This is a genomic window from Neorhizobium sp. PAMB6630, from assembly GCF_058242775.1.
Window position 1 is genome coordinate 701,650 of sequence record NZ_JBZAYV010000002.1, and the last position, 20,893, is coordinate 722,542.

Genomic DNA, 20,893 nt, shown 5'->3' on the forward strand with positions numbered 1-20,893 from the left:
GCCCGGCGGCAGGCGTGAAGGCCGGCGTCGCCGGCCTCAGTCATATGCCGAAAGAAAATCCGAGACCGTCTTCAGGCAAAGCTCGCGCTCCTCGACATGCGGCATGTGGCTCGACTGGTCAAACAGCACCCAGCGGATATCGGGAACGCGTTCGCGATAGGGGCGCACCACCTCCGGCGTCGCCTCGTCATGCGCGCCGGAAATCAGAAGCGTCGGCGCCACGATGCGGTGGAGCCGGTCTTCGATGGTCCAGTCCTTCATGGTGCCGATGACGTGGAATTCCGTCGGACCGTTCATGTTGCGATAGACGGTATTGTCCTCGTCCATGGCCGCAAAGGTGCGGGCCACATCCTCCGGCCAGGGGGTGACGCGGCAAACATGCCGGTCGTAGAAAACACGGGAGGCGGCGATATAATCGGGATGTGTCAGCGTGCCGGCTGTTTCATGGGCGAGCAGCGTTTCCTGCACCTCGGCGGGAAGCGCGCGGCGCAGGCGGTTCGCCTCCGCCACCCAAGTGTGCATATTGGCCGGGGAGTTGGCAATGACCAGCGCCTTCAGGCCGGCGGGTTGCCGCACCGCATGTTCGGCGCCCAGCATGCCGCCCCAGGACTGGCCGAGGAAGGCGTAGCGATCGGCGATGCCGAGATGGGCAAGCAGACTGTCCAATTCCTCCAGGAACAGCGGCACCGTCCAGAAATCCGGCCCCTTGTCCGGCAGATGCGTGGACTTGCCGTTGCCGAGCTGGTCGTAATGGATGACGGCGCGCCCGTCGAGCGCGGCAATACCCTTGAAGCTGTCCACATAGTCATGCGTGCAGCCCGGCCCGCCATGGGCAACGACAAGCGGCAGGCGATCGCTTTCGAGATTGCCGGTGATGCGATACCAGGTCTGGTAGTCACGGAATGGCAGGAAACCTTCGCGCGTTTCGACAGGTTGCACAGTGCGCTCCTTGAATTGGGAAATCCTTCTGAGCGCACAATAGGGCCGCAGCCGGCGCGGCGGCAGCTATCACAACTGATAGGGTGCGGGATGATCAGCCGCGCGGCTGGTCGAACAGGCGCAGATGTGCGGCCCGGGCAACGGCCTGCGTGCGATTGCGGGCACCGAGCTTGCGGGTCGCGGCATTCAGATGCATCACGACGGTTGGCACCGAACGGTTGATGACCCGCGAGATCTCCTTGGCGGACAGGCCCTGCGCCGAATGGCGCAGGCACTCGCGTTCTCGCATGGTGAGGTGCGGCAAGCCGGTCAGCGTCTGCTCACCGGCAATGCGAAGCGCTGCCGCGCGCTGGAAGAGATGCGCGATCAGGCTGAAATCGCCAAGACACAGCCGCACGTCGCGCTCCAGCCGCACAGGGTCTCCGGCGCGAATGCCGGTGACGGTTGCGTAATCTCCACCCGGCAGATGGATCGGCACGGTCACACCCGCCGTCAGGCCGCGCTCCCACAGGAATTCCGCCACGGGCGCCGATGCCTCGTTCATGAAGGCATGGATGAGTGTCTGCGCCTTCGGGTCATAGTTCCAGAAGAAGGGCGCGCTCGTGCCAAGCGCCGCGTGCTGCACGGGATCGTGCCGGAAATAGCCGCGGCAGAACCAGTAGTCGCGCATGGCCTCATCGACATTGCGCAGTTCCAGCACCGTCGGGATCATCAGCTCGCCGCTCAGATCGTAGCGGCCCGGCGTATAGTCATAGATCAGCGTGTCGAAGCCATAGTCCTGCATGGCGAGGAACAATTCGTCGGTCTGGCCGGACAGGCTTGGCGCCGCCGCAAACCGCTCTTCGATGCCGATCGTGTCCATACATACCTCTCGTCGCCCTCAGCCGGGCTCATACCTGGACATTCTTCCAAGGATGTTCACCCTATCACTTCTGATAGCTGGTGTAGAGCCTCATTTGCTTTAGAAATAAGCCTGCATAAATGTTGTGCAGGAGCAGGGCGAACCATGTGGCGCGAGATCGAACCGGACGAGAGGCATGAGCTGACGATCCAGGGGTTCCGCGTCGTTGCCTATGTCTTCGGCGCCGGACCGGAAACTCTGCTCTGCCTGAATGGCGGACCGGGTCTGCCTTGCGATTACCTGCGCGAGGCACATTTCTGTCTGGCAGAGCAGGGTTTCCGTGTAGTTGCCTTCGACCAGCTTGGCACCGGCGCCTCCGACCGGCCGGACGATGCAAGCCTCTGGACGATCGAACGTTACGTCACCGAGACGGAAGCGGTGCGCCAGGCGCTGGGGCTCGGCCCGGTGCATCTGCTCGGCCATTCCTGGGGCGGCTGGCTTGCCATCGATTACGCGCTGGCGCATCCGGATGCGATCAAGAGCCTCATCCTCGCCGATACCGTTGCCGACATGCCGCATCTCACCGGCGAACTGGAGCGCCTGCGGGCAGCACTTGGCCCCGAGACGGTGGCGATGATGCAGGCGCATGAGGCGGCCGGCACCTATGATCACCCCGAATATCTGGCGGCTATCACGCTTCTGAACTACCGCCATGTCTGCCGGCTGCCGGAATGGCCGGCCCCGGTTCGCCGCTCGCTCGGCGACTGGAACATGGCGCCTTACATGACCATGCAGGGGCCGAACGAATTCCTCTACACCGGCAATCTGAAGGACTGGAACCGCATTCCGGACCTGCCGAAGATCAAGGCACCGGTTCTGATCGTGGTGGGCGAGCATGACGAACTGACACCGGCCTGCGCGCTGCGCATGAAGAACGCCCTGCCCGACGGCGCGCGGATCAATGTGGTGCGCAATGCCAGCCACATGCCCTTCTACGAAAACCCTGGGGGCTATTACCCGCCGCTCCTCTCCTTCCTGAAGGACGTGTCGCGCTGATGCTGCACCGCTATCGTTTCATCCTCACAAGGCCGCTGCAGTTTCTGCCGGTCATCCTCGGCGTCAGCATCATCACGTTTGTGCTCGTGCGCCTGATCCCCGGCGATCCGGCCCGCGTGCTGCTCGGCACCAAGGCAACGCCGGAGGCGATTGCCAATATCCGCGCCCAGTTCGGTCTCGACCAGCCGATCTGGCAGCAATATTTCTACTTCGTGCAGAACCTGCTGCATGGCGAAATGGGCCGGTCGATCACCTTCAGGATCGACGTGCTGAAACTGATCTCGACCCGCATCGAGCCGACGCTGGCGCTTGTCTTCTCCTCGGTCCTGCTCTCCGTTGCGATTGCCGTTCCGCTGGCCGCGATTGCTGCGCGCAACGAGGGCCGCGTCATCGATCATGCCGTGCGTCTTGTCTCGACCTTCGGCATCGGCTTTCCCTCCTTCTGGCTGGCGCTGATGCTGATCCTGCTGTTTTCCATCAGCCTGCCGCTGCTGCCGGTGTCCGGTTACGGAAATACGCTCTCCGACAAGCTCATCCATCTCATCCTGCCATCGCTGACCATCGCGCTTTCGCTGTCCACCGTCCTGTTACGGTCACTGCGCGCGGCGATGATCGAGTGGCTGAAATCGGATGTGGCAACCGCCGCCCGCGCCCGCGGCATGCCGGAAAGCATAGTCTTCTGGCGCCATGTCGTGCCGAACGCCGTTGTGCCGACGATCAATCTCCTTGCCGTCAACATCGGCTGGCTGATCGGCGGAACGGTGGTGGTGGAAAGCGTCTTTGCGCTCCCCGGCATGGGGCAGTTGCTTGTGCGCGCCATCTTCTCGCGCGATTACATGGTGGTGCAGGGCGTGGCGATGGTGTTTGCCTGCGCCACCGTCTTCGTCAATTTCCTGGCCGACATTGCCACTGTTGCCGCAGACCCGCGGGTGAAGCTGTGAGCGGCGCGATGATCTCGAGACGCAAGGCGACACTGACAGCCGGGCTTTCCATTCTCGCGGTCTTCGTGCTGATGGCCGTGTTTGCGCCGCTCGTCGCGCCCTATGATCCGATCTTCCAGGATGCGGCGGCGCGGCTGAAAAGCCCGAGCCTCCTGCATCCCTTCGGCACCGACAATTTCGGCCGCGACATCCTCTCCCGGGTCATCCATTCGACCCGCATCGACCTGCAGATGGCGCTGATTGGGGTTGCCTTTCCCTTTGCGATCGGCACCGTGGTCGGCGCCATATCGGGCTTTCTTGGCGGCATCGTCGATGCCGTGCTGATGCGGCTGATCGATGTGATCCTTGCCTTTCCCTTCCTGGTTCTGATGCTGTCGATCATTGCCATCCTCGGCCCGGGGCTCTCCAGCTTCTACATCGCCATGGCGCTGGTCGGCTGGGTGTCCTATGCGCGGCTGATCCGGGCGCAGATCCTGGTCTTGAAGAACAGCGACTATGCGATGGCCGCCGAAAGCCTCGGTTTTTCCAGGGCGCGCATCCTCTTTCGCCATCTGCTGCCCAATGCGGTTGCGGGCTCGATCGTCTTTTCCATGTCGGATGTGGTGCTCGTGCTCCTGTCGGGGGCAGCGATCAGCTATCTCGGCCTCGGCGTGCAGCCGCCGACCGCCGAATGGGGCGTGATGGTGGCGGAAGGCCAAAGTTTTGTCACGCAGGCCTGGTGGATCACGCTGTTTCCGGGCCTGTCGATCGTCGTGCTCGCCTTCGGCTTTTCCCTCATCGGCGATGGCCTTGCCGAACGGCTGGGAGTGAACGGATGACGACCAACATGCTGTCGGAGACCCCGCTTCTTGCCGTGCGCGATCTCTCGGTCACCGTCGACGCCCCGGAGGGGGCGCGCACCCTGCTCGACCGCGTCTCCATCGAAATCGGCCGAGGCGAGGTGCTGGGGCTTGTCGGCGAAAGCGGTTCGGGCAAAAGCCTGCTCTGCCGCACGCTGGTCGGGCTGATGCCGTCCATCACTCTTCGCCGCACCGGCGGGTCGATCCTGCTCGATGGCCAGGAGATCGCCGGAGCCGACGAAAGGGCGCTGCAGGCGATCCGTGGCGCGCGCATCGGCATGATCTTCCAGAATCCGACCAGCCACCTCGACCCGGTGATGCGGATCGGCGACCAGATCGTCGAAGGCATCCGTTTCCACCATGCGCTTTCCCGCGAGGCGGCGAAATCGCTTGCGCTCGACATCATGGATCAGGTCGGTTTCACCGATCCGCCGCGCCAGTTTGCCAGCCATGCGCATGAATTTTCCGGCGGCATGCGCCAGCGCGCCATGATCGCCATCGCACTCGCCTGCAATCCGGAAATCCTGATTGCCGACGAGCCGACGACAGCGCTCGATGTCACCATTCAAGCCCAGATCCTGCATCTTCTGCTGGATCTGAGGGCCAGACGCGGCCTTTCCATCATTCTCGTCACGCATGATCTTGGCGTCGTTGCCCAGACCTGCGACCGCATTGCCGTGATGCGCCACGGCCGCATCGTCGAGACCGGCGCCAAACGGCAGATCCTGAAGGCGCCGCAGGCCGACTACACACGTACGCTGATTGCGAGCCACCCCTCCATGCCGGCAGAACCGGAGGCCGGTATTGCGATTGCGCATTCGGCTGAGGCTCGGCAGGCGGCCGGCACGCCGCTGATCGAGATCGATGACCTGTCCGTGCGCTTTGCGGCCGGCGGCGGCCTCTTGTCCAGGCGCCGCAGCGTCAGTGCCGTGGACGGCGTGTCGCTGCAGATCTGGCCGGGCGAGACGGTCGGCATCGTCGGTGAAAGCGGATCGGGCAAGTCAACGCTTGCCCGCGCCATGCTTGGCCTCACACCGGCCACATCAGGCCATGTGAGCTTTGACGGCACAAGCCTTCGCCTGCAGCGCACGCAGGCGCTACGCGCCCTGCGCAGCCAGGCGGCCATGGTGTTTCAGGATCCTTATAATTCGCTGAACCCGCGCATGACGATCGGCGAGACGCTTGCCGAGGTGCTCCGCGTCCAGAAGAAGATCCCGGCGGAGCAGATACCGGAGCGGGTGGGCGAGCTTCTCGATCTCGTGGAGCTTGACCGCAGCTTTGCCAGCCGCAAGCCGCGCACGATGAGCGGCGGCCAGTGCCAGCGCGCCGGCATTGCCCGGGCGCTCGCCATCGATCCGCGCGTCATCGTCGCCGACGAATGTATTGCAGCCCTTGATGTCACCATCCAGGCGCAGATCGTCGCGCTCTTTCGCAAGCTGGTCGCGACCATGGACCTGACACTGGTGTTCATCGCCCATGACCTGCCGGTGGTGCGCTCGCTCTGCCGTCGCGTCATCGTCATGCATCACGGCCGCATCGTCGAAGAAGGCCTGTCCGACGATGTCTTCGCCCATCCGCGCGAGGCTTATACCGCCGCCCTCATCGACGCCATTCCCGATATCGACCCCGACCGGCCGCTTTCAGGACGTTCCACCCCACAATAACCACCAGAGGATCGCTCACATGAAGTTCAAGATGACAAAAGCCATAACCGTCGCCTTTGCCGCCGTCCTGTCTCTTTCGGCCTCCTATGCGGATGCAGCGGGCGTGCTGACCATCGGCCGCAACGAGGATTCCACCACTTTCGATCCGATCAAGTCGGCGCAGAATGTCGACAACTGGGTCTTCTCCAACGTCTTCGACGTGCTGGTGCGCGTCGATGCCAAGGGCACCAAGCTGGTGCCGGGCCTTGCCGAAAGCTGGACGGTTTCCGACGACGGCCTGACCTATACGTTCAAGCTGCGCGATGCGAAATTCTCCGACGGCAGCCCGGTAACGGCTGGCGATGCCGCCTTTTCGCTCACCCGCATCCGCGATGACAAGGGCTCGCTCTGGTCCGACAGTTTCAAGATCATCGACACCGCGACCGCCGCCGATGACAGGACGCTCGTCGTCAAGCTGAAGAGCAAGTCGGTTCCCTTCATCTCCATGATGGCGCTGCCGAATGCCTCGGTACTGCCGAAGAAGGTGGTCGAGGCCGATCCCGATGCCTTTGCCGAAAAGCCGGTCGGCTCCGGTGCCTTCACCGTCGCCGAATGGCGGCGCGGCGATCGCATCATCCTCAAGAAGAACCCTACCTACTGGGATGCCGGCCATGTCAGCCTCGATGGCGTGGAATGGATCGTGATCCCCGACGACAACACGCGCATGCTCAACGTTCAGGCCGGCCAGATTGACGTGGCGATCACGGTGCCTTTCTCGCGCGTCGCCGAAATGAAGAGCAACCCTGATCTGACGGTGGGGATGGATCCTTCGACGCGCGAGGACCACATGCTGATCAACCATGCGCACGGCGCGCTCGCCAAGAAGGCGGTGCGCGAAGCACTCGATCTCGCCATCGACAAGAAGGCAATCGTGGAGGCTGCCACTTTCGGCCTCGGTGAAGTCGCCAATTCCTATATTCCAAAGGGCGCTCTCTACCACTATGCCGACAACCTGCAGCGCCCCTATGATCCGGAAAAGGCGAAACAGATGCTGAAGGCGGCCGGCGCCGAAGGGCTGACGCTGAATTACATCGTTAATGCCGGCAAGGAGACGGACGAGCAGATCGCCGTGCTGATCCAGCAGCAACTGGCAAAGGCGGGCGTGACGGCCAAGCTGCAGAAGGTCGATCCGAGCCAGAGTTGGGACATGCTTGTCGCTGGCGACTACGACATCTCCCTGGCCTACTGGACGAATGATATTCTCGACCCGGACCAGAAGACGACCTTCGTGCTGGGTGACGACTCCAACTTGAACTATTTGACCCGCTACAAGAATGAGAAGGTCAAGGAACTGGTGGCCGCCGCCCGTCTGGAGACGGATCCCGTCAAGCGCGAGGCAATGTATGTCGACCTGCAGAAGATGGCCAAGGCCGACGTCAACTGGATCGATCTGTTCTACAGCCCCTACATCAATGTGATGCGCAAGAACGTTACCAATTTCTACCAGAACCCGCTCGGTCGCTTCTTCCTGGAAGACACCGTGAAGAACTGAGGCGCGAGGCTGCCGGCGCATCTTGGCATTGCCGAGGTTCGCCGGCGCCTGATCCGGGGGAAAGCCTCCGGAACAATCAATCGACCCACCGCAACGCAACGCCTTCAGGCGCCAAGGACCGGTATCACCAGCTGCGCAGCTGCTGGTAGACAACGCTCTGGATGCGCAGGTGGGCACGCGCCAGATCCTCGGCCTTCGGTGCATCCCGCGCCTCCAGTGCAGCGAGGATCTGCCTGTGCTCCTCCATTGAGCGAGCGAGCCGGTCGACGGCAAACAGTTGCGCCTGCCGGAAAGGGCGAAGCCGTCTCTGCATGCTGCGGGTCTCTTCCGCCAGGAACGCATTGCCGGCCGCATCGTAGATGATGCCGTGAAACGCGGCATTTTCATCGTAGTAGCGATGATAATCCTTCTGCCCTAGCGCCCTTTCACACAGGCTGGCGGCCTGGCGCAGCAACAGCAGTTCCGCCGACGTGATCCTGTGCGCCGCAAGCCTTGCACACCACGCTTCCAGTTCCGCCATCACCTCGAACATTTCGACCAGCCGCGTGAAATCGGGCTGGCGCACAAAGGTGCCGCGGTTCGGAATGAATTCGGCAAGCCCGGCATTGGCCAGCAGGCGCAGGGCTTCCCTGAGCGGTGTGCGCGACACGCCGAACTCTGCCGCCAGCCGCACCTCGTCCAGCCGTTCGCCATCGCCAAAGCGCCCCTCCGCCACCAGGCCTTCAAGACGTTCATAGATCAGGTCGGCAGTGGCTGTTTTCGGTCGCGACACGATGTTTCCCCGGGAGATTCCGGGCGCTGACCCGATCCTCGACCATTTCATTAGCGTGAAGCCAATTTGCGTTCAAACGGAAAAAATTGTGTACAATCTTCACGACGCGTCTATACTGACGGCAGTTCATAAAAATGCACAACAAACGTGCAAAGGGGAACGATATGAGACTGATCAATGCCGTGGCAGCGGTGCTGCTGCCCGTTTGCCTATTCTCGTCGACTGCTCTTGCCGGAAAAGCCGATGACACGTTGAACATCGCCTTTTCCAAGGAACTGGAGCATGTGGATCCCTATTACAACACGGCACGAGAGGGCATTCTGCTCGGCGGCGCCGTCTGGGACGCGTTGCTTTACCGCGACCCGAAGACCGGCGACTATGTCGGCAATCTCGCCACCGGCTGGACCTGGATCGACGACACGACGCTGGAGCTGACGCTGCGCCAGGGGGTGACGTTCCACAATGGCGAGCCGTTTGATGCCGATGATGTGGTCTTCACCCTGAACTATGTGATCGATCCGAAGAACGGCACCAAGTCCCAGGCCAATACGAACTGGATCAAGTCGGCCGAGAAGGTCGACGCCTTCAAGGTTCGCATCCACACCAACGGGCCCTTCCCGGCAGCGCTCGAATATCTCGCCGGCCCGATCATCATCCAGCCCAACGAGTATTACGCCAAGGTGGGCCAGCAGGGCGTCGCTTTAAAGCCGATCGGCACCGGTCCTTACCGTATGGACAGCGTCGAGCCCGGCAAGCATTTCGTGCTGAAGCGCAACGATGCCTATTTCGCCGCCGCCAAGCCGAAGGCGGCGATCGGAACCGTCGACATCCGCACCGTGCCGGACGCCAACACCCAGATGGCAGAACTGTTCAACGGCGATATCGATCTTGTCTGGGGCGTGCCAGCCGACCAGGCGGACAAGATGGCGAAGATGGGCAAGTTCCAGGTCATCAATGCGCCCACCATGCGCGTCGGTTATCTCAGCCTTGACGCCGCAGGGCGGTCGGGCGCCGAGAACCCGATGACGGATCTGAAGGTTCGCCAGGCGGTCAACCACGCGATCAACCGGCAGGGCATTGTCGATGCGCTGATGAAGGGCACATCCGCCGTGATCAACAGCGCCTGCTCGCCGGTGCAGTTCGGCTGCGAACAGGCGGTCACCACCTATGCCTATGATCCGGAAAAGGCCAAGGCACTGCTGGCGGAAGCCGGTTATCCGCAGGGTTTTGCCATGGATTTTTATGCCTATCGCGACCGGCCGCTGGCCGAAGCCATGATCGGCATGCTGGCCGAAGTCGGCATCACCGCCAAGCTGAACTACATGCAATATTCCGCGCTGCGCGAAAAGCGCATCAAGGAAGGCACGCCGATCTCCTTCATGACGTGGGGCTCCAATTCCATCGCGGATGTCTCGGCGATCACCAGCGCCTTCTTCCGCATGGGCGGCGAAGACGATGCACGCGACCCTGACGTCGCCGCCCTTCTGGAAAAAGGCGACAGTTCCGTGGCGCTGGATGAGCGCAAGTCAGCCTATACCAAGGCCCTGACGACCATTGCGGACAAGGCCTACTGGGTTCCGCTGTGGATCTATTCGAGCAATTACGTCATGGGCGCCGATGTCAGCTTCACCCCGACGCCGGACGAACTCATCCGCTTCTACGACATCAGCTGGAAATAGACCAAGTCTGCCGCTGCCCGGCCTCTTCCACGGTCGGGCAGCCTCCTGCACAGGCAAACCTGCCGCCCCCAAGGGCCGGTCGCATGAGGTGACGGATGCTGAAGTTCATTTCGATGAAGCTGGGACTGGCTGTGCTTGTGGCGCTGACCGTGTCCTTCATCAGCTTCATCCTGCTCTACATGGCCGGCGATCCGGCCGTTTCGATCGCCGGCGAAGGCGCCACGGCCGAGGTCATCGCCGCCGTGCGTGAGCAATACGGCTTCAACAGGCCTTTGCTGGCACAGTATTTCGAGTGGCTCCTGCGGGCGCTCTCCGGCGATTTCGGCATGAGCTATTATTTCAAGACGCCGGTCTCCGACATGGTGGCGGCGCGCCTGCCGGTCACCATGACGATCGGCGCGCTCGGCATGGGCTTTGCCCTGGTGCTGGCCATCCCGATGGGGGTTCTGGCGGCCGCCTTTCCCAACAGCTGGCTGGATCGGCTGGCGCTCGGCATTGCCGTCGTCGGCCAGGCCATTCCCAGCTTCTGGTTCGGTCTCATCCTCATCGTCATCTTTTCGGTAAATCTGGGTCTGGTTCCGGCATCGGGCACACGGCACTGGACCGGCTATATCCTGCCGATGATCGTGCTCGGCTATTATGCCACACCCGCCATCATGCGCCTCACGCGGGCCGGCATGCTGGACGTGCTGTCGGCAGATTACATCCGCACTGCCCGCGCCAAGGGTTTGAACTGGCGCTCCATCCTCTTCAAGCATGCCCTGCGCAACGCCATCATTCCCGTCGTCAGCCTGGCCGCCGTACAGCTCGGCTTCATGTTTGGCGGGTCTGTGGTGGTGGAAACCATCTTTGCCCTGCATGGCGCAGGCTTCCTCGCTTGGGAATCCATCTCGCGCAACGATCTGCCCACCATGCAGGCGCTGATCCTGATCTTCTCGATGTTCTACATCGGGTTCACCCTTCTGGCCGATATCCTGAATGCCTGGCTGGACCCGCGCCTGAGGAGTGGCTGACATGAGCGATATTCCCATGACAGAGGCAGCGACAATCACTGCCCCTCCCTCGCCCACCCGTCTTCTCACACGAAAGGCGCTGCGTCATCGCGGTTTCCTGTTCGGCCTCGTCGTCGTCGGTTTCATCACGCTGGTTGCCGTCTTTGCCCCCTTTCTTGCCCCGCATGATCCCTACAAGCAGGATCTGCTGGCCCGCATGGCGCGGCCTGTCTTCCTGGGCGGCGACTGGAAGCACATTCTGGGCACCGATGCTCTCGGCCGCGATTACCTGTCGCGGATGCTCTACGGCGCCCGCGTATCGCTGATGATCGGTTTCGTGGCCGCCATGATCTCGGCGGTCATCGGCACCACGCTCGGCATTCTCGGCGGTTATTTCGGCGGCAAGGTGGATGCGGCGGTGATGTTCATCGTTTCCGTGCGTCTGGCGCTGCCGGCCACGCTGGTGGCGCTGGCAGTGGTTGCCCTGTTCGGCGGTTCGCTGAGCGTCGTCGTGCTGGTGCTCGGCTTTCTGCTCTGGGACCGGTTTGCCGTGGTGATGCGCAGCGCGACCATGCAGGTGCGCCAGATGGACTATATCGCTGCCGCCGAAGTGCTGGGCGCCAGCCTGCCCCGCATTCTCTGGAAGGATGTTTTGCCCAATGTGATGAATGCGCTGATCGTCATCACCACATTGGAAATGGCGCATGCCATCATTCTGGAAGCAGCGCTCTCCTTCCTGGGGCTTGGCGTACAGCCGCCGACGCCCTCCTGGGGGCTGATGATTTCGGAAGGCAAGGAAATGCTGCTGTTTGAAAGCTGGCTGATCACCGTTCCCGGCATTGCGCTTTTCATTCTGCTTCTGGCCATCAATGTGTTGGGCGACGGCATACGCGACATCACGGCTCCGGAGGGACGCAACTGATGACTGAGCATGATCCAACATCGGTGCTGTCCATCCGCAACCTCACCATCGACCTGCCGAAGGGGGGCGACCGTCCGCATGCCGTCAGCAATCTTTCGCTCGATATTCGCGAAAAGGAGATCCTGTGCATCGTCGGCGAATCCGGCTCCGGCAAGTCCATCACCTCCTTTGCCGCCATGGGGCTTCTGCCAAAGGCGCTGACGCCGTCGGGCGGCCAGATCTGGTTTGATGGTCGCGATGTCCTGTCGATGTCGGCGAAGGAGCATGCGGCCCTGCGCGGCAAGCGGATGGGCATGATCTTCCAGGAGCCCATGAGCGCGCTCAACCCGTGTTACACAGTGGGCGATCAGATCGAGGAAGTGTTTGCCGCCCACACCAACTTGACGCGTGCCGAGCGGCGGCAGAAGACGCTGGCGCTCCTTGCCGAAGTGCGATTGCCCGAGCCGGAGCGGCTTTTCCATGCCTATCCGCACCAACTGTCCGGCGGCCAAAGACAGCGTATCGTCATTGCCATGGCACTTGCCATGGAGCCGCGCCTGTTGATTGCCGACGAGCCGACCACAGCGCTCGATGTGACCACCCAGGCGCAGATCCTCGACATGTTCAAGGAGTTGAAGGAAAGCCGCAATGCCGGCATTCTGTTCGTCACGCATGATTTTGATGTCGTGGCGGAAATCGCCGATCGTGTTGTGGTGATGCAGAAGGGTGTGGTCGTTGAGCAGGGAAGCGTGGATGAGGTGCTGAACAACCCCCGTCACGCCTATACCCGCAAGCTCATCGATGCCGTGCCGCGCCGCCACGTTGCCAAGGGGGCGCCCGAGCAGGACAAGCCCATCGGCCTCCGCGTGGCTGGCATCGAAAAAACATTCATCAGCCCGCGCACCCTGTTCAAGCCTGCCCGCACCGTACATGCCGTTCGCCCAATCGATTTCACCATTCTGGAGGGCCAGACACTTGGCATCGTCGGCGAATCCGGATCGGGCAAATCGACGCTGGTGCGCTGCCTCATGGGGCTTGTCGAGCCGGATGAGGGCAGCGTGTGGATTGGCAATGAACGACTGCAAACCAATACCGCAGCAAGCCGTCGCGCCTTTCGCAAGCATATCCAGATCGTTTTTCAGGATCCCTATGGCTCGCTCAATCCGCGCCGTCGGATCGGCGACCTGTTGATCGAGGGGCCGCTGAATTTCGGCGTCTCGAAAGCCGAGGCGCTGAAGAAGGCGCGCGAATTGCTGAAGATCGTGCGGTTGGAAGAGGATGCGCTCGATCGTTATCCCTCGCAGTTCTCCGGCGGGCAGCGTCAGCGGATCTCGATTGCCCGCGCGCTGATGGTGGAGCCAAAGATCCTGATTGCCGACGAAGCGGTGTCGGCGCTCGATGTCTCGGTGCAGAAGGATGTGCTGAAACTGCTCGACGACATCAAGCGCAGTGTCGGCCTGACGATGATATTCATCACGCATGACCTGCGGGTCGCAGCCGAGATTTCTGATCATATCCTTGTCATGCAGAAAGGCCAGGCGGTGGAATATGGTAGCGTCGATGCGGTCTTCGGCAATCCACAGCGCGATTACACAAAACATCTCCTGGCAGCGATGCCCGGTAATGGCTGGGAGGCGCCCGACATGGCAGCGCTTTCCGCCGCACAAGACAAGATCATGGCATAAGGTGGCAGGAAACATGGAACGGCAGACGATACTGGAGGGGGCCTCGGCCTATGTGACGGGTGGTGGGCTTGCAACCGATCTGGCGCGGCTGGTCGCACATCGCTCCGTCAGCCAATCGGAGGGTCGGCCGGAGGATCTCTTTGCCTATCTTGAGGCGGAGATGCAGCCGATGCTGGAGGCGATCGGCTTTTCCTGCGCGATCTTCGACAATCCGCGGCCCGGCGGCGCGCCGCTGCTAATCGGCACGCGCATCGAAAATGAAGCCCTGCCGACCGTGCTGATCTATGGTCACGGCGATGTCTGCAATGGCGAGGCGCATCGCTGGCGCGAGGGGCTTGATCCCTTCGTGCTGACGGTCGAGGGTGACAGGCTCTTCGGACGCGGCACCGCCGACAACAAGATCCAGCATCTCATCAACATCAAGGCACTTCAGCAGGTGATCCGGGCCAAGGGGCATCTCGGCTTCAACGCCAAGATCATCATCGAGATGGCCGAGGAGACGGGCTCGTTCGGCCTGCGCGAGTTCTTTGAGGCAAAGAAACAGGCGCTTTCGGCGGATGTACTGATTGCCTCCGACGGGCCGCGCCTTGCGGTGGATACGCCGACCATGTTCATGGGCTCGCGCGGCGGCCTGTCTTTTGATCTGGTGGTGAACCTGCGCGACGGTGACCACCATTCCGGCAATTTCGGCGGCCTGCTGGCAGATCCGATCATCCTTCTTTCGCATGCCATCGCCTGCATTGTCGATCGTCGCGGCCAGATCCAGATACCGGAATGGCGTCCGACAAGCTTGACGCCGGAAATCCGGGCAACGCTGAAGGATCTGCCGCCGCGCCGGCATGATGCCGATTGGGGCGAGGCTGAACTGACTCCGTCCGAGCGTGTCTTCGGCTGGAATTCGCTCGCCGTGCTTGCCATTTCGGCCGGCAATATCGAGGCACCGCAGAACGCCATTTCCGGGTCCGCCCGCGCCACCTGCCAGCTGCGCTTCGTCGTCGGCACCGATATGGCCGAAATTCTGCCGGCGCTTCGCCGCCATCTGGACGCCCACGGCTACAAGATGGTGGAGGTCCGGGCCTCGAAAGGCGAGCCCTTCAAGGCCACCCGCTTTTCGCCCGATCACCCGTGGGTGCGCTTCGTCGAGCAGTCGATCGCCCGCACTTGCGGCAAGCCACCGCATGTGCTGCCCAATCTGGCGGGCTCGCTGCCCAATGATGCCTTTACCGACATCCTTGGCCTGCCGACCATCTGGATCCCGCATTCGCATGCCGAATGCGGCCAGCATGGTCCGAACGAACACGCGCTGCTGCCGATTGCAGAAGAGGGAATGCGCATCATGACGGCGCTTTTTCTCGATATTGCAGAAAGTGCGCAGCGGTTGAAATAGCCGAGGATTTTTCATGCACGACGCGAGCCATCCCGCAGATCTCTCAGCCCATGACGCCGCCCGCCGCATCGCCCGGCGGCAATTGTCGCCGGTGGAACTGGCCGAGGCCTGTATTACCCGCATCGAGCGGCTGAACCCGGCAATCAATGCCGTCGTCGCGCAGGATTTCGATCGCGTTCTTGACGACGCGAAGGGGGCGGAACGGCAGGTGATGCAGGGCGAGCGGCTGGGCGTGCTGCATGGCCTGCCCTTCGGCGTCAAGGACATGATCGATGTGGCCGGCCTGCCGACCACCTTCGGCTCGGAGATCTTCCGCGACAACATCGCGACGAAGGACGACGCTATCGTTGCCGCCATGCGTCGGGCCGGGGCCATTCCGCTCGGCAAGACCAACAATCCGGACTGGAGCGCGGGCGGCAACACGATCAACCGGGTTTATGGCGCAACCGGCAATCCGCATGATCCGACAAAAAGCGCCGCCGGCTCTTCCGGAGGCTCTGCCGCGCTGCTGGCCGCACGCATGGCACCGCTTGCCACGGGATCGGATACCGGCGGCAGCCTGCGCAATCCCGCAGCGTTTTGTGGTGTCGTCGGTTTTCGTCCCTCGCCCGGCGTGGTGCCCGGCGACACACGGGCGCTGTCCCTGCTGCATCTGTCGACAAGCGGCCCCATGGCACGCAGCGTTGCCGATGTCGGCCTGATGCTCTCCGTCATGGCGCGGCCGGACCGGCTCGACCCGTTCACCACGGTGGTGGATGGCCACACGCCCTGGGATGCATCGGCATTCGCCACGCCGGGCCGGGTGAACCTCATTGAACAACGCATCGCCATCACCGAGGATTTTGGTTTCGCGCCGACGGAAGGTATCGTCCGGCGGGCTTTCCGCCGGGTGATGGCGCAGCTGTTGCCGCATCTCGGCAGGATCGAGGAGCGCCATCCTCTCTGCGATGATGCCGACCGCATTTTTTCCGTGCTGCGCGGCCTCGCCTTCATCGGCCATGGAAAATACCTTGAGATGGCGCCGGAAAAGGTCGGTCCCAACGTCACCGCCAATGTGGCGGAGGGCCTGAGCTTCGGCCCGCAGGATATCTATGATGCCATGGCGGCGCAGGGACGTTATTATCGCGACTGGCAGGTTTTCTTTGAAGGCTGCGACGTCATTCTCTCCCCTGCCGTCACGATATCGCCGCGCGACTGGCACGAGCTTTACCCGACAGAGATCGATGGCGTGGCAACGAAGAGCTATTACCACTGGCTCGCCATGGCCTATGCCTCGACCTTGTCCGGTCACCCCTCCATCACCATTCCCGTTGGGCGTGACGAGACAGGCATGCCCTTCGGCCTGCAGATCGTCGGGCGGCGTCACGACGATCTCGGCACGCTGAGGGTCGCCGCCGAAATCGAGGCGATCCTTGCCGACGATACCGATTTTGCCGCGCCATCTGTCGATCTCGACAGGCTTGCCGCAGGCCCGCCGATTGCCGCCTCGCCCGGCTTCTTCCCTAACTGGTAGGTTTGGCGCGCGCAGCCCTTAAGGTGGTCAGCGCGCGAACCGGCTTTATGGAAACAGCAGCAGATCCGACACCAGCTTGCCGCTGGAGAGGCGCGAGGCCAGCTTGACGATCGACTGCGTGTCGATGCCGAAATGGCGATAGAGATCTGCGACACGGCCCGTCTGACCGAAATGCTCCACCCCAAGCGGCACGGTTCGATGGCCCGCAACGCCACCGAGCCAGGCAAGCGTTGCCGGATGCCCGTCGATCACGGTCACCAGCGTGCAATGCGCCGGCAGGTCGCCAATCAACTGCTCCACATGGGATTTTGCTCCGGCATGACCGCGGGCGCGAGCCCGCTGTGCGGCGGTCCATCCGGCGTTCAACCGGTCGGCGGATGTGACGGCGAGAACACCGATATCCCGCCTCGCCTCGCCGATCAGGCCGGCTGCCTTGATCACCTCGGGCGCGATACAGCCCTGATAGACCAGCACCACCTCTGCATTGGCACCGGGCGGACGCAACCAGTAACCGCCGGAGATCACGTCGCTGCGAAACCGATCGCTGTCGCGCCAATGCGGCTGTTCAAGCGGACGTGTGGTCAGTCGCAGATAAACCGAGCCACCGGTCTCGTCGCGCAACCAGGTCTTCTCGTCCGGCATGCCTTCGCCATCGCGCTGCATATAATCGAAGGACCAGTCCATGATGGTGGAAAGCTCATCCAGAAAGGCGGCCTCGAAACTGGCCAGCCCATCCTGGCTCATGCCGATCAGCGGCGTGCCGATCGATTGGTGCGCACCGCCCTCCGGGGCAAGCGTGACACCCGAGGGCGTGCCGACGATCATGAAACGCGCATCCTGGTAACAGGCGTAGTTCAGCGCATCCAGGCCACGGGCGATGAAGGGATCGTAAACCGTGCCGATCGGCAGCAGGCGCTCGCCAAACAGCGAATGCGAAAGTCCGGCCGCCGCCAGCAGCAGGAAGAGGTTCATTTCGGCAATGCCGAGTTCGATATGCTGTCCCTCTGGCGCAAAATGCCATTTCTGGGTCGAGGGAATACGTTCATCCCGGAAGGTATCGGCCTGATGCGCCCTGCCGAACAGGCCGCGACTGTTAACCCAGGGGCCGAGATTGGTGGAGACGGTCACATCCGGCGCGGTGGTCACGATCCGGTCGGCGAGCGGATGGCGCGATTTGGCGAGCCCATCGAGGATCTTGCCGAAACCCGCCTGGGTGGAGAGCAGGCGATCCTCCAGCCTGACCGGGCCGGGCGTCGAAATCCGCTTGCCCTGGTAACGGCGCGGACCTTTTCGGAAAAACGGCACGTCTTTGAGGACGTTGCGCATCTCCGGCCCATTGCCGGCGATTGACAGGGGCGCCCATTCCTCGCCCGGGGCAACGCCCATGCGCTGCTGGAACTCGGCCATCTGCTCCTTCGTCATCAGGCCGGAGTGGTTGTCCTTGTGGCCGGCCAGCGGCGTGCCCCAACCCTTGATCGTATAGGCCAGGAACACGGTCGGCCTGTCGTGATCGATACGGTCGAAGGCTTCGGTGAGGCTTTCGAGGCAGTGACCGCCAAGATTGTTCATGAGGTCGGCAAGTTCGCTGTCACTGCGCCGCGCCAGAAGATCGCTGAACGCCCCCTGGTCGCCGAGATCGTCCAACAGGCGCTTGCGCCAGGCGGCACCACCCTGAAAGGTCAGGGCGGAATAAAGCTGGTTCGGGCAGGCATCGATCCAGGCGCGCAAGGCCTCTCCACCCGGTTCGGCAAAGGCTGCCTTCTGCAGGCTGCCATATTTCAGGATCACCACATCCCAGCCGAAGGCCTTGAAGATGCTCTCTATCCGCTGCCACAGCGTTTCGCGCACCACGCCGTCGAGGCTCTGGCGATTGTAATCGATGATCCACCATGTGTTGCGCAGATCGTGCTTCCAACCCTCCTGCAGGCATTCATAGATATTGCCCTCGTCCAGTTCGGCATCGCCCGCAAGCGCAATCATTCGCCCCTGCGGAATGGCCTTGCCCCAGGCCTTAGCGGCCACGTAATCCTGGATCATCGCGGCAAAGGCGGTGACGGCGACACCGAGGCCCACAGAGCCGGTGGAGAAATCAACGTCATCAATGTCCTTGGTGCGGCTGGGATAGGACTGGGCTCCGCCAAGGCCGCGAAAATTCTCGAGCTTCTCGCGGGTCTGGTTGCCCATGATGTATTGAATGGCGTGAAAGACGGGGCCCGCATGCGGCTTGACGGCCACGCGGTCCTCGGCACGCAGAGTGTGGAAATACAGCGCCGTCATGATCGAGACGAGCGAGGCCGAGGACGCCTGATGTCCGCCCACCTTCACCTCGTCCTTGTCGCGCAGGTGGTTGGCGTTGTGGATCGTGTAGCAGGCAAGCCAGAGAGCCTGCTGCTCCAGGCGTTTCAGAAAAGCATGGGGGCGGTCGATCATGGCGGGCTCCACAGGGCGGTGAGGCATGTTGAGATCTTGAAACAAAACGGCCGGGCATCAAGCCCGGCCGTTCGTCACGTATCAGCCATTGCGGAAGGCATAACCGTAGCCGTTCAAGGCCGGCGCACCGCCGAGATGGGCGTAAAGAACCTTCGAGCCCTCCGGGAAATAGCCCTTCTTCACCAGATCGATCATGCCCTGCATGGATTTGCCCTCATAAACCGGATCGGTGATCATGCCTTCGAGGCGGGCGACCAGACGGATGGCTTCCTTGGTTTCTTCCGAGGGAACGCCGTAGACCGGATAGGCATAGTCTTCCACCAGAACGACATCCTCCTCGGTGATCTCGCGGCCGAGTTTGACGAGGTCGGCGGTGCGCCGTGCGATTTCCAGCACCTGCGCCTTGGTCTGGGCAGGCGTGAAGGAGGCGTCGATGCCGATGACGCGCTGGGCGCGGCCGTCCTTGGCAAAGCCCACGGTCATGCCGGCATGGGTGGAGCCGGTGACCGTGCAGACCACGATATAATCGAACTTGAAGCCGAGTTCGGCCTCCTGGGCGCGGACTTCTTCGGCAAAGCCGACATAACCGAGACCACCATATTTGTGCACGGAAGCGCCAGCCGGGATCGGATACGGTTTGCCGCCCTTGGCCTTCACGTCCTCGATGGCGTCTTCCCAGCTCTTGCGAATGCCGATGTCGAAGCCGTCATCGACCATCTGCACGTCGGCGCCCATGATGCGTGACAGCATGATGTTGCCGACGCGGTCATAGACGGCATCTTCGTGCGGCACCCAGGCTTCCTGCACCAGACGGCACTTGAAGCCGATCTTGGCGGCGACGGCGGCAATCATGCGCGTGTGGTTGGACTGCACGCCGCCGATGGAGACGAGCGTATCGGCATTCGACTTGATGGCATCCGGAATGATGTATTCCAGCTTGCGCAGCTTGTTACCGCCATAGGCAAGCCCCGAATTGCAATCGTCACGCTTGGCGTAAAGCTCAACCTTGCCGCCCAGATGGTCGGTCAGGCGATCCAGCTTCTCGATATGGGTCGGGCCGAAGGTGAGCGGATAACGTTCGAATTCTTCCAGCATATGATGTTCCCCTGGGGTTTCGGTTGGGAACATGCTAGGCAGAAACAGGATGAAAGGTCCTCTCTAAGTTTGACCTCCATTTTCCACATAGACACCTGAAATCGTAGATATCTGGAAGACATCAGCAAAAAAGATCGCTTTCATGAAAGAAATCACCGCCGACGAAAATATCGATCGGATCGACATGAAAATCCTGCGGCTGCTGCAGAAGGACGGGCGCATTTCGAACGCGGATCTGGCGGAATTGGTGGCGGTTAGCCCGGCCACCTGCCACCGGCGCACGCAGCGCCTGTTCCGCGAGGGTTACCTCAGCGGGGTCAGGGCACTGGTCAATCCGCAAAAGGTGGATCGTGGGGCGCTGGTCATGGTGGGCGTGGTTCTCGACCGCTCCACGCCCGAAAGTTTTGCCGATTTCGAAGCGGCGGCGGCAAGTCTCAGCTTCGTGCTCGATTGCCATCTGGTGGCAGGCGATTTCGACTACTTCCTGAAAATCCGGGTTGGCGACATGGCCGATTTCAACCGCATTCACGGACAGCAGTTGATCGGACTGCCGGGCGTGCGCCAGACCCGCACCTTCTTCGTGATGAAGGAAGTGGTCGACAACCGCCCGCTGGACTTTTGAAGAGTC

General features: G+C 62.1%; 17 protein-coding genes. 12 read left to right on the plus strand and 5 right to left on the minus strand.

Annotation, left to right across the window (positions count from 1 at the left end; genetic code table 11):
- Positions 1 to 36 precede the first annotated feature (36 nt).
- Positions 37 to 939: a proline iminopeptidase-family hydrolase gene (locus AC4CWF_RS21965; protein ID WP_491287623.1), complete on the minus strand. Its 903-nt coding sequence runs from the start codon at positions 937 to 939 to the stop codon at positions 37 to 39.
- A gap of 94 nt (positions 940 to 1,033) precedes the next feature.
- Positions 1,034 to 1,801: a helix-turn-helix transcriptional regulator gene (locus tag AC4CWF_RS21970; RefSeq protein ID WP_491287625.1), complete on the minus strand. Its 768-nt coding sequence runs from the start codon at positions 1,799 to 1,801 to the stop codon at positions 1,034 to 1,036.
- Positions 1,802 to 1,945: 144 nt separating this feature from the next.
- Here AC4CWF_RS21970 and AC4CWF_RS21975 point away from each other — a divergent pair, with 144 nt between their 5' ends.
- From AC4CWF_RS21975 to AC4CWF_RS21995, 5 genes are read left to right on the plus strand one after another with little or no spacing between them, the layout of a single operon-like run.
- On the plus strand, positions 1,946 to 2,836 hold the full coding sequence (locus tag AC4CWF_RS21975; protein WP_491287627.1) for a proline iminopeptidase-family hydrolase: 891 nt from the start codon (positions 1,946 to 1,948) through the stop codon (positions 2,834 to 2,836).
- Between the two features lie 2 nt (positions 2,837 to 2,838).
- Positions 2,839 to 3,777: an ABC transporter permease gene (locus AC4CWF_RS21980; protein WP_491287753.1), complete on the plus strand. Its 939-nt coding sequence runs from the start codon at positions 2,839 to 2,841 to the stop codon at positions 3,775 to 3,777.
- 8 nt (positions 3,778 to 3,785) lie between these two features.
- A complete protein-coding gene (locus tag AC4CWF_RS21985) occupies positions 3,786 to 4,595 on the plus strand; it encodes an ABC transporter permease (protein ID WP_491287628.1) in 810 nt (269 codons plus the stop codon).
- Positions 4,592 to 6,280 (plus strand): dipeptide ABC transporter ATP-binding protein, encoded by a 1,689-nt coding sequence (locus tag AC4CWF_RS21990; protein WP_491287629.1) that lies wholly within the window; start codon positions 4,592 to 4,594, stop codon positions 6,278 to 6,280. Before AC4CWF_RS21985 ends, AC4CWF_RS21990 begins: the two co-directional genes overlap by 4 nt.
- 19 nt (positions 6,281 to 6,299) lie before the next feature.
- Positions 6,300 to 7,811: an ABC transporter substrate-binding protein gene (locus AC4CWF_RS21995; RefSeq protein ID WP_491287630.1), complete on the plus strand. Its 1,512-nt coding sequence runs from the start codon at positions 6,300 to 6,302 to the stop codon at positions 7,809 to 7,811.
- Between the two features lie 124 nt (positions 7,812 to 7,935).
- Here AC4CWF_RS21995 and AC4CWF_RS22000 read toward each other — a convergent pair whose 3' ends face one another.
- Positions 7,936 to 8,583, minus strand: coding sequence for a GntR family transcriptional regulator (locus AC4CWF_RS22000; RefSeq protein ID WP_491287631.1), 648 nt, complete (start codon positions 8,581 to 8,583; stop codon positions 7,936 to 7,938).
- Positions 8,584 to 8,747: 164 nt separating this feature from the next.
- Between AC4CWF_RS22000 and AC4CWF_RS22005 the strand changes: the two genes are divergently transcribed.
- From AC4CWF_RS22005 to AC4CWF_RS22030, 6 genes are all read left to right on the plus strand, one after another.
- Positions 8,748 to 10,262, plus strand: a complete 1,515-nt coding sequence (locus AC4CWF_RS22005) for an ABC transporter substrate-binding protein (RefSeq protein WP_491287633.1) — start codon at positions 8,748 to 8,750, stop codon at positions 10,260 to 10,262.
- A gap of 95 nt (positions 10,263 to 10,357) precedes the next feature.
- On the plus strand, positions 10,358 to 11,275 hold the full coding sequence (locus AC4CWF_RS22010) for an ABC transporter permease (RefSeq protein ID WP_491287635.1): 918 nt from the start codon (positions 10,358 to 10,360) through the stop codon (positions 11,273 to 11,275).
- Position 11,276: 1 nt separating this feature from the next.
- A complete protein-coding gene (locus AC4CWF_RS22015) occupies positions 11,277 to 12,176 on the plus strand; it encodes an ABC transporter permease (protein ID WP_491287636.1) in 900 nt (299 codons plus the stop codon).
- Positions 12,176 to 13,840, plus strand: a complete 1,665-nt coding sequence (locus AC4CWF_RS22020; RefSeq protein WP_491287638.1) for a dipeptide ABC transporter ATP-binding protein — start codon at positions 12,176 to 12,178, stop codon at positions 13,838 to 13,840. The genes AC4CWF_RS22015 and AC4CWF_RS22020 overlap by 1 nt, the downstream gene beginning before the upstream one ends.
- Before the next feature lie 13 nt (positions 13,841 to 13,853).
- Entirely contained in the window at positions 13,854 to 15,227 is a 1,374-nt protein-coding gene (locus tag AC4CWF_RS22025) for a M20 family metallopeptidase (protein ID WP_491287640.1), read from the plus strand.
- A 13-nt stretch (positions 15,228 to 15,240) separates the two neighbouring features.
- The gene (locus tag AC4CWF_RS22030) at positions 15,241 to 16,740 is read left to right on the plus strand and encodes an amidase (protein WP_491287642.1); all 1,500 of its coding nucleotides are present in this window, start codon (positions 15,241 to 15,243) and stop codon (positions 16,738 to 16,740) included.
- 45 nt (positions 16,741 to 16,785) lie between these two features.
- Here the strand turns inward: AC4CWF_RS22030 and AC4CWF_RS22035 are convergent, their stop codons facing one another.
- Entirely contained in the window at positions 16,786 to 19,170 is a 2,385-nt protein-coding gene (locus tag AC4CWF_RS22035; RefSeq protein ID WP_491287644.1) for a thiamine pyrophosphate-binding protein, read from the minus strand.
- 81 nt (positions 19,171 to 19,251) lie between these two features.
- The gene (locus AC4CWF_RS22040) at positions 19,252 to 20,265 is read right to left on the minus strand and encodes a 1-aminocyclopropane-1-carboxylate deaminase (protein WP_491287645.1); all 1,014 of its coding nucleotides are present in this window, start codon (positions 20,263 to 20,265) and stop codon (positions 19,252 to 19,254) included.
- Positions 20,266 to 20,407: 142 nt separating this feature from the next.
- On the opposite strand from AC4CWF_RS22040, the gene AC4CWF_RS22045 reads away from it, so the two are divergent.
- Positions 20,408 to 20,887 (plus strand): Lrp/AsnC ligand binding domain-containing protein, encoded by a 480-nt coding sequence (locus AC4CWF_RS22045; RefSeq protein WP_491287646.1) that lies wholly within the window; start codon positions 20,408 to 20,410, stop codon positions 20,885 to 20,887.
- The last annotated feature ends 6 nt before the right edge of the window (positions 20,888 to 20,893 follow it).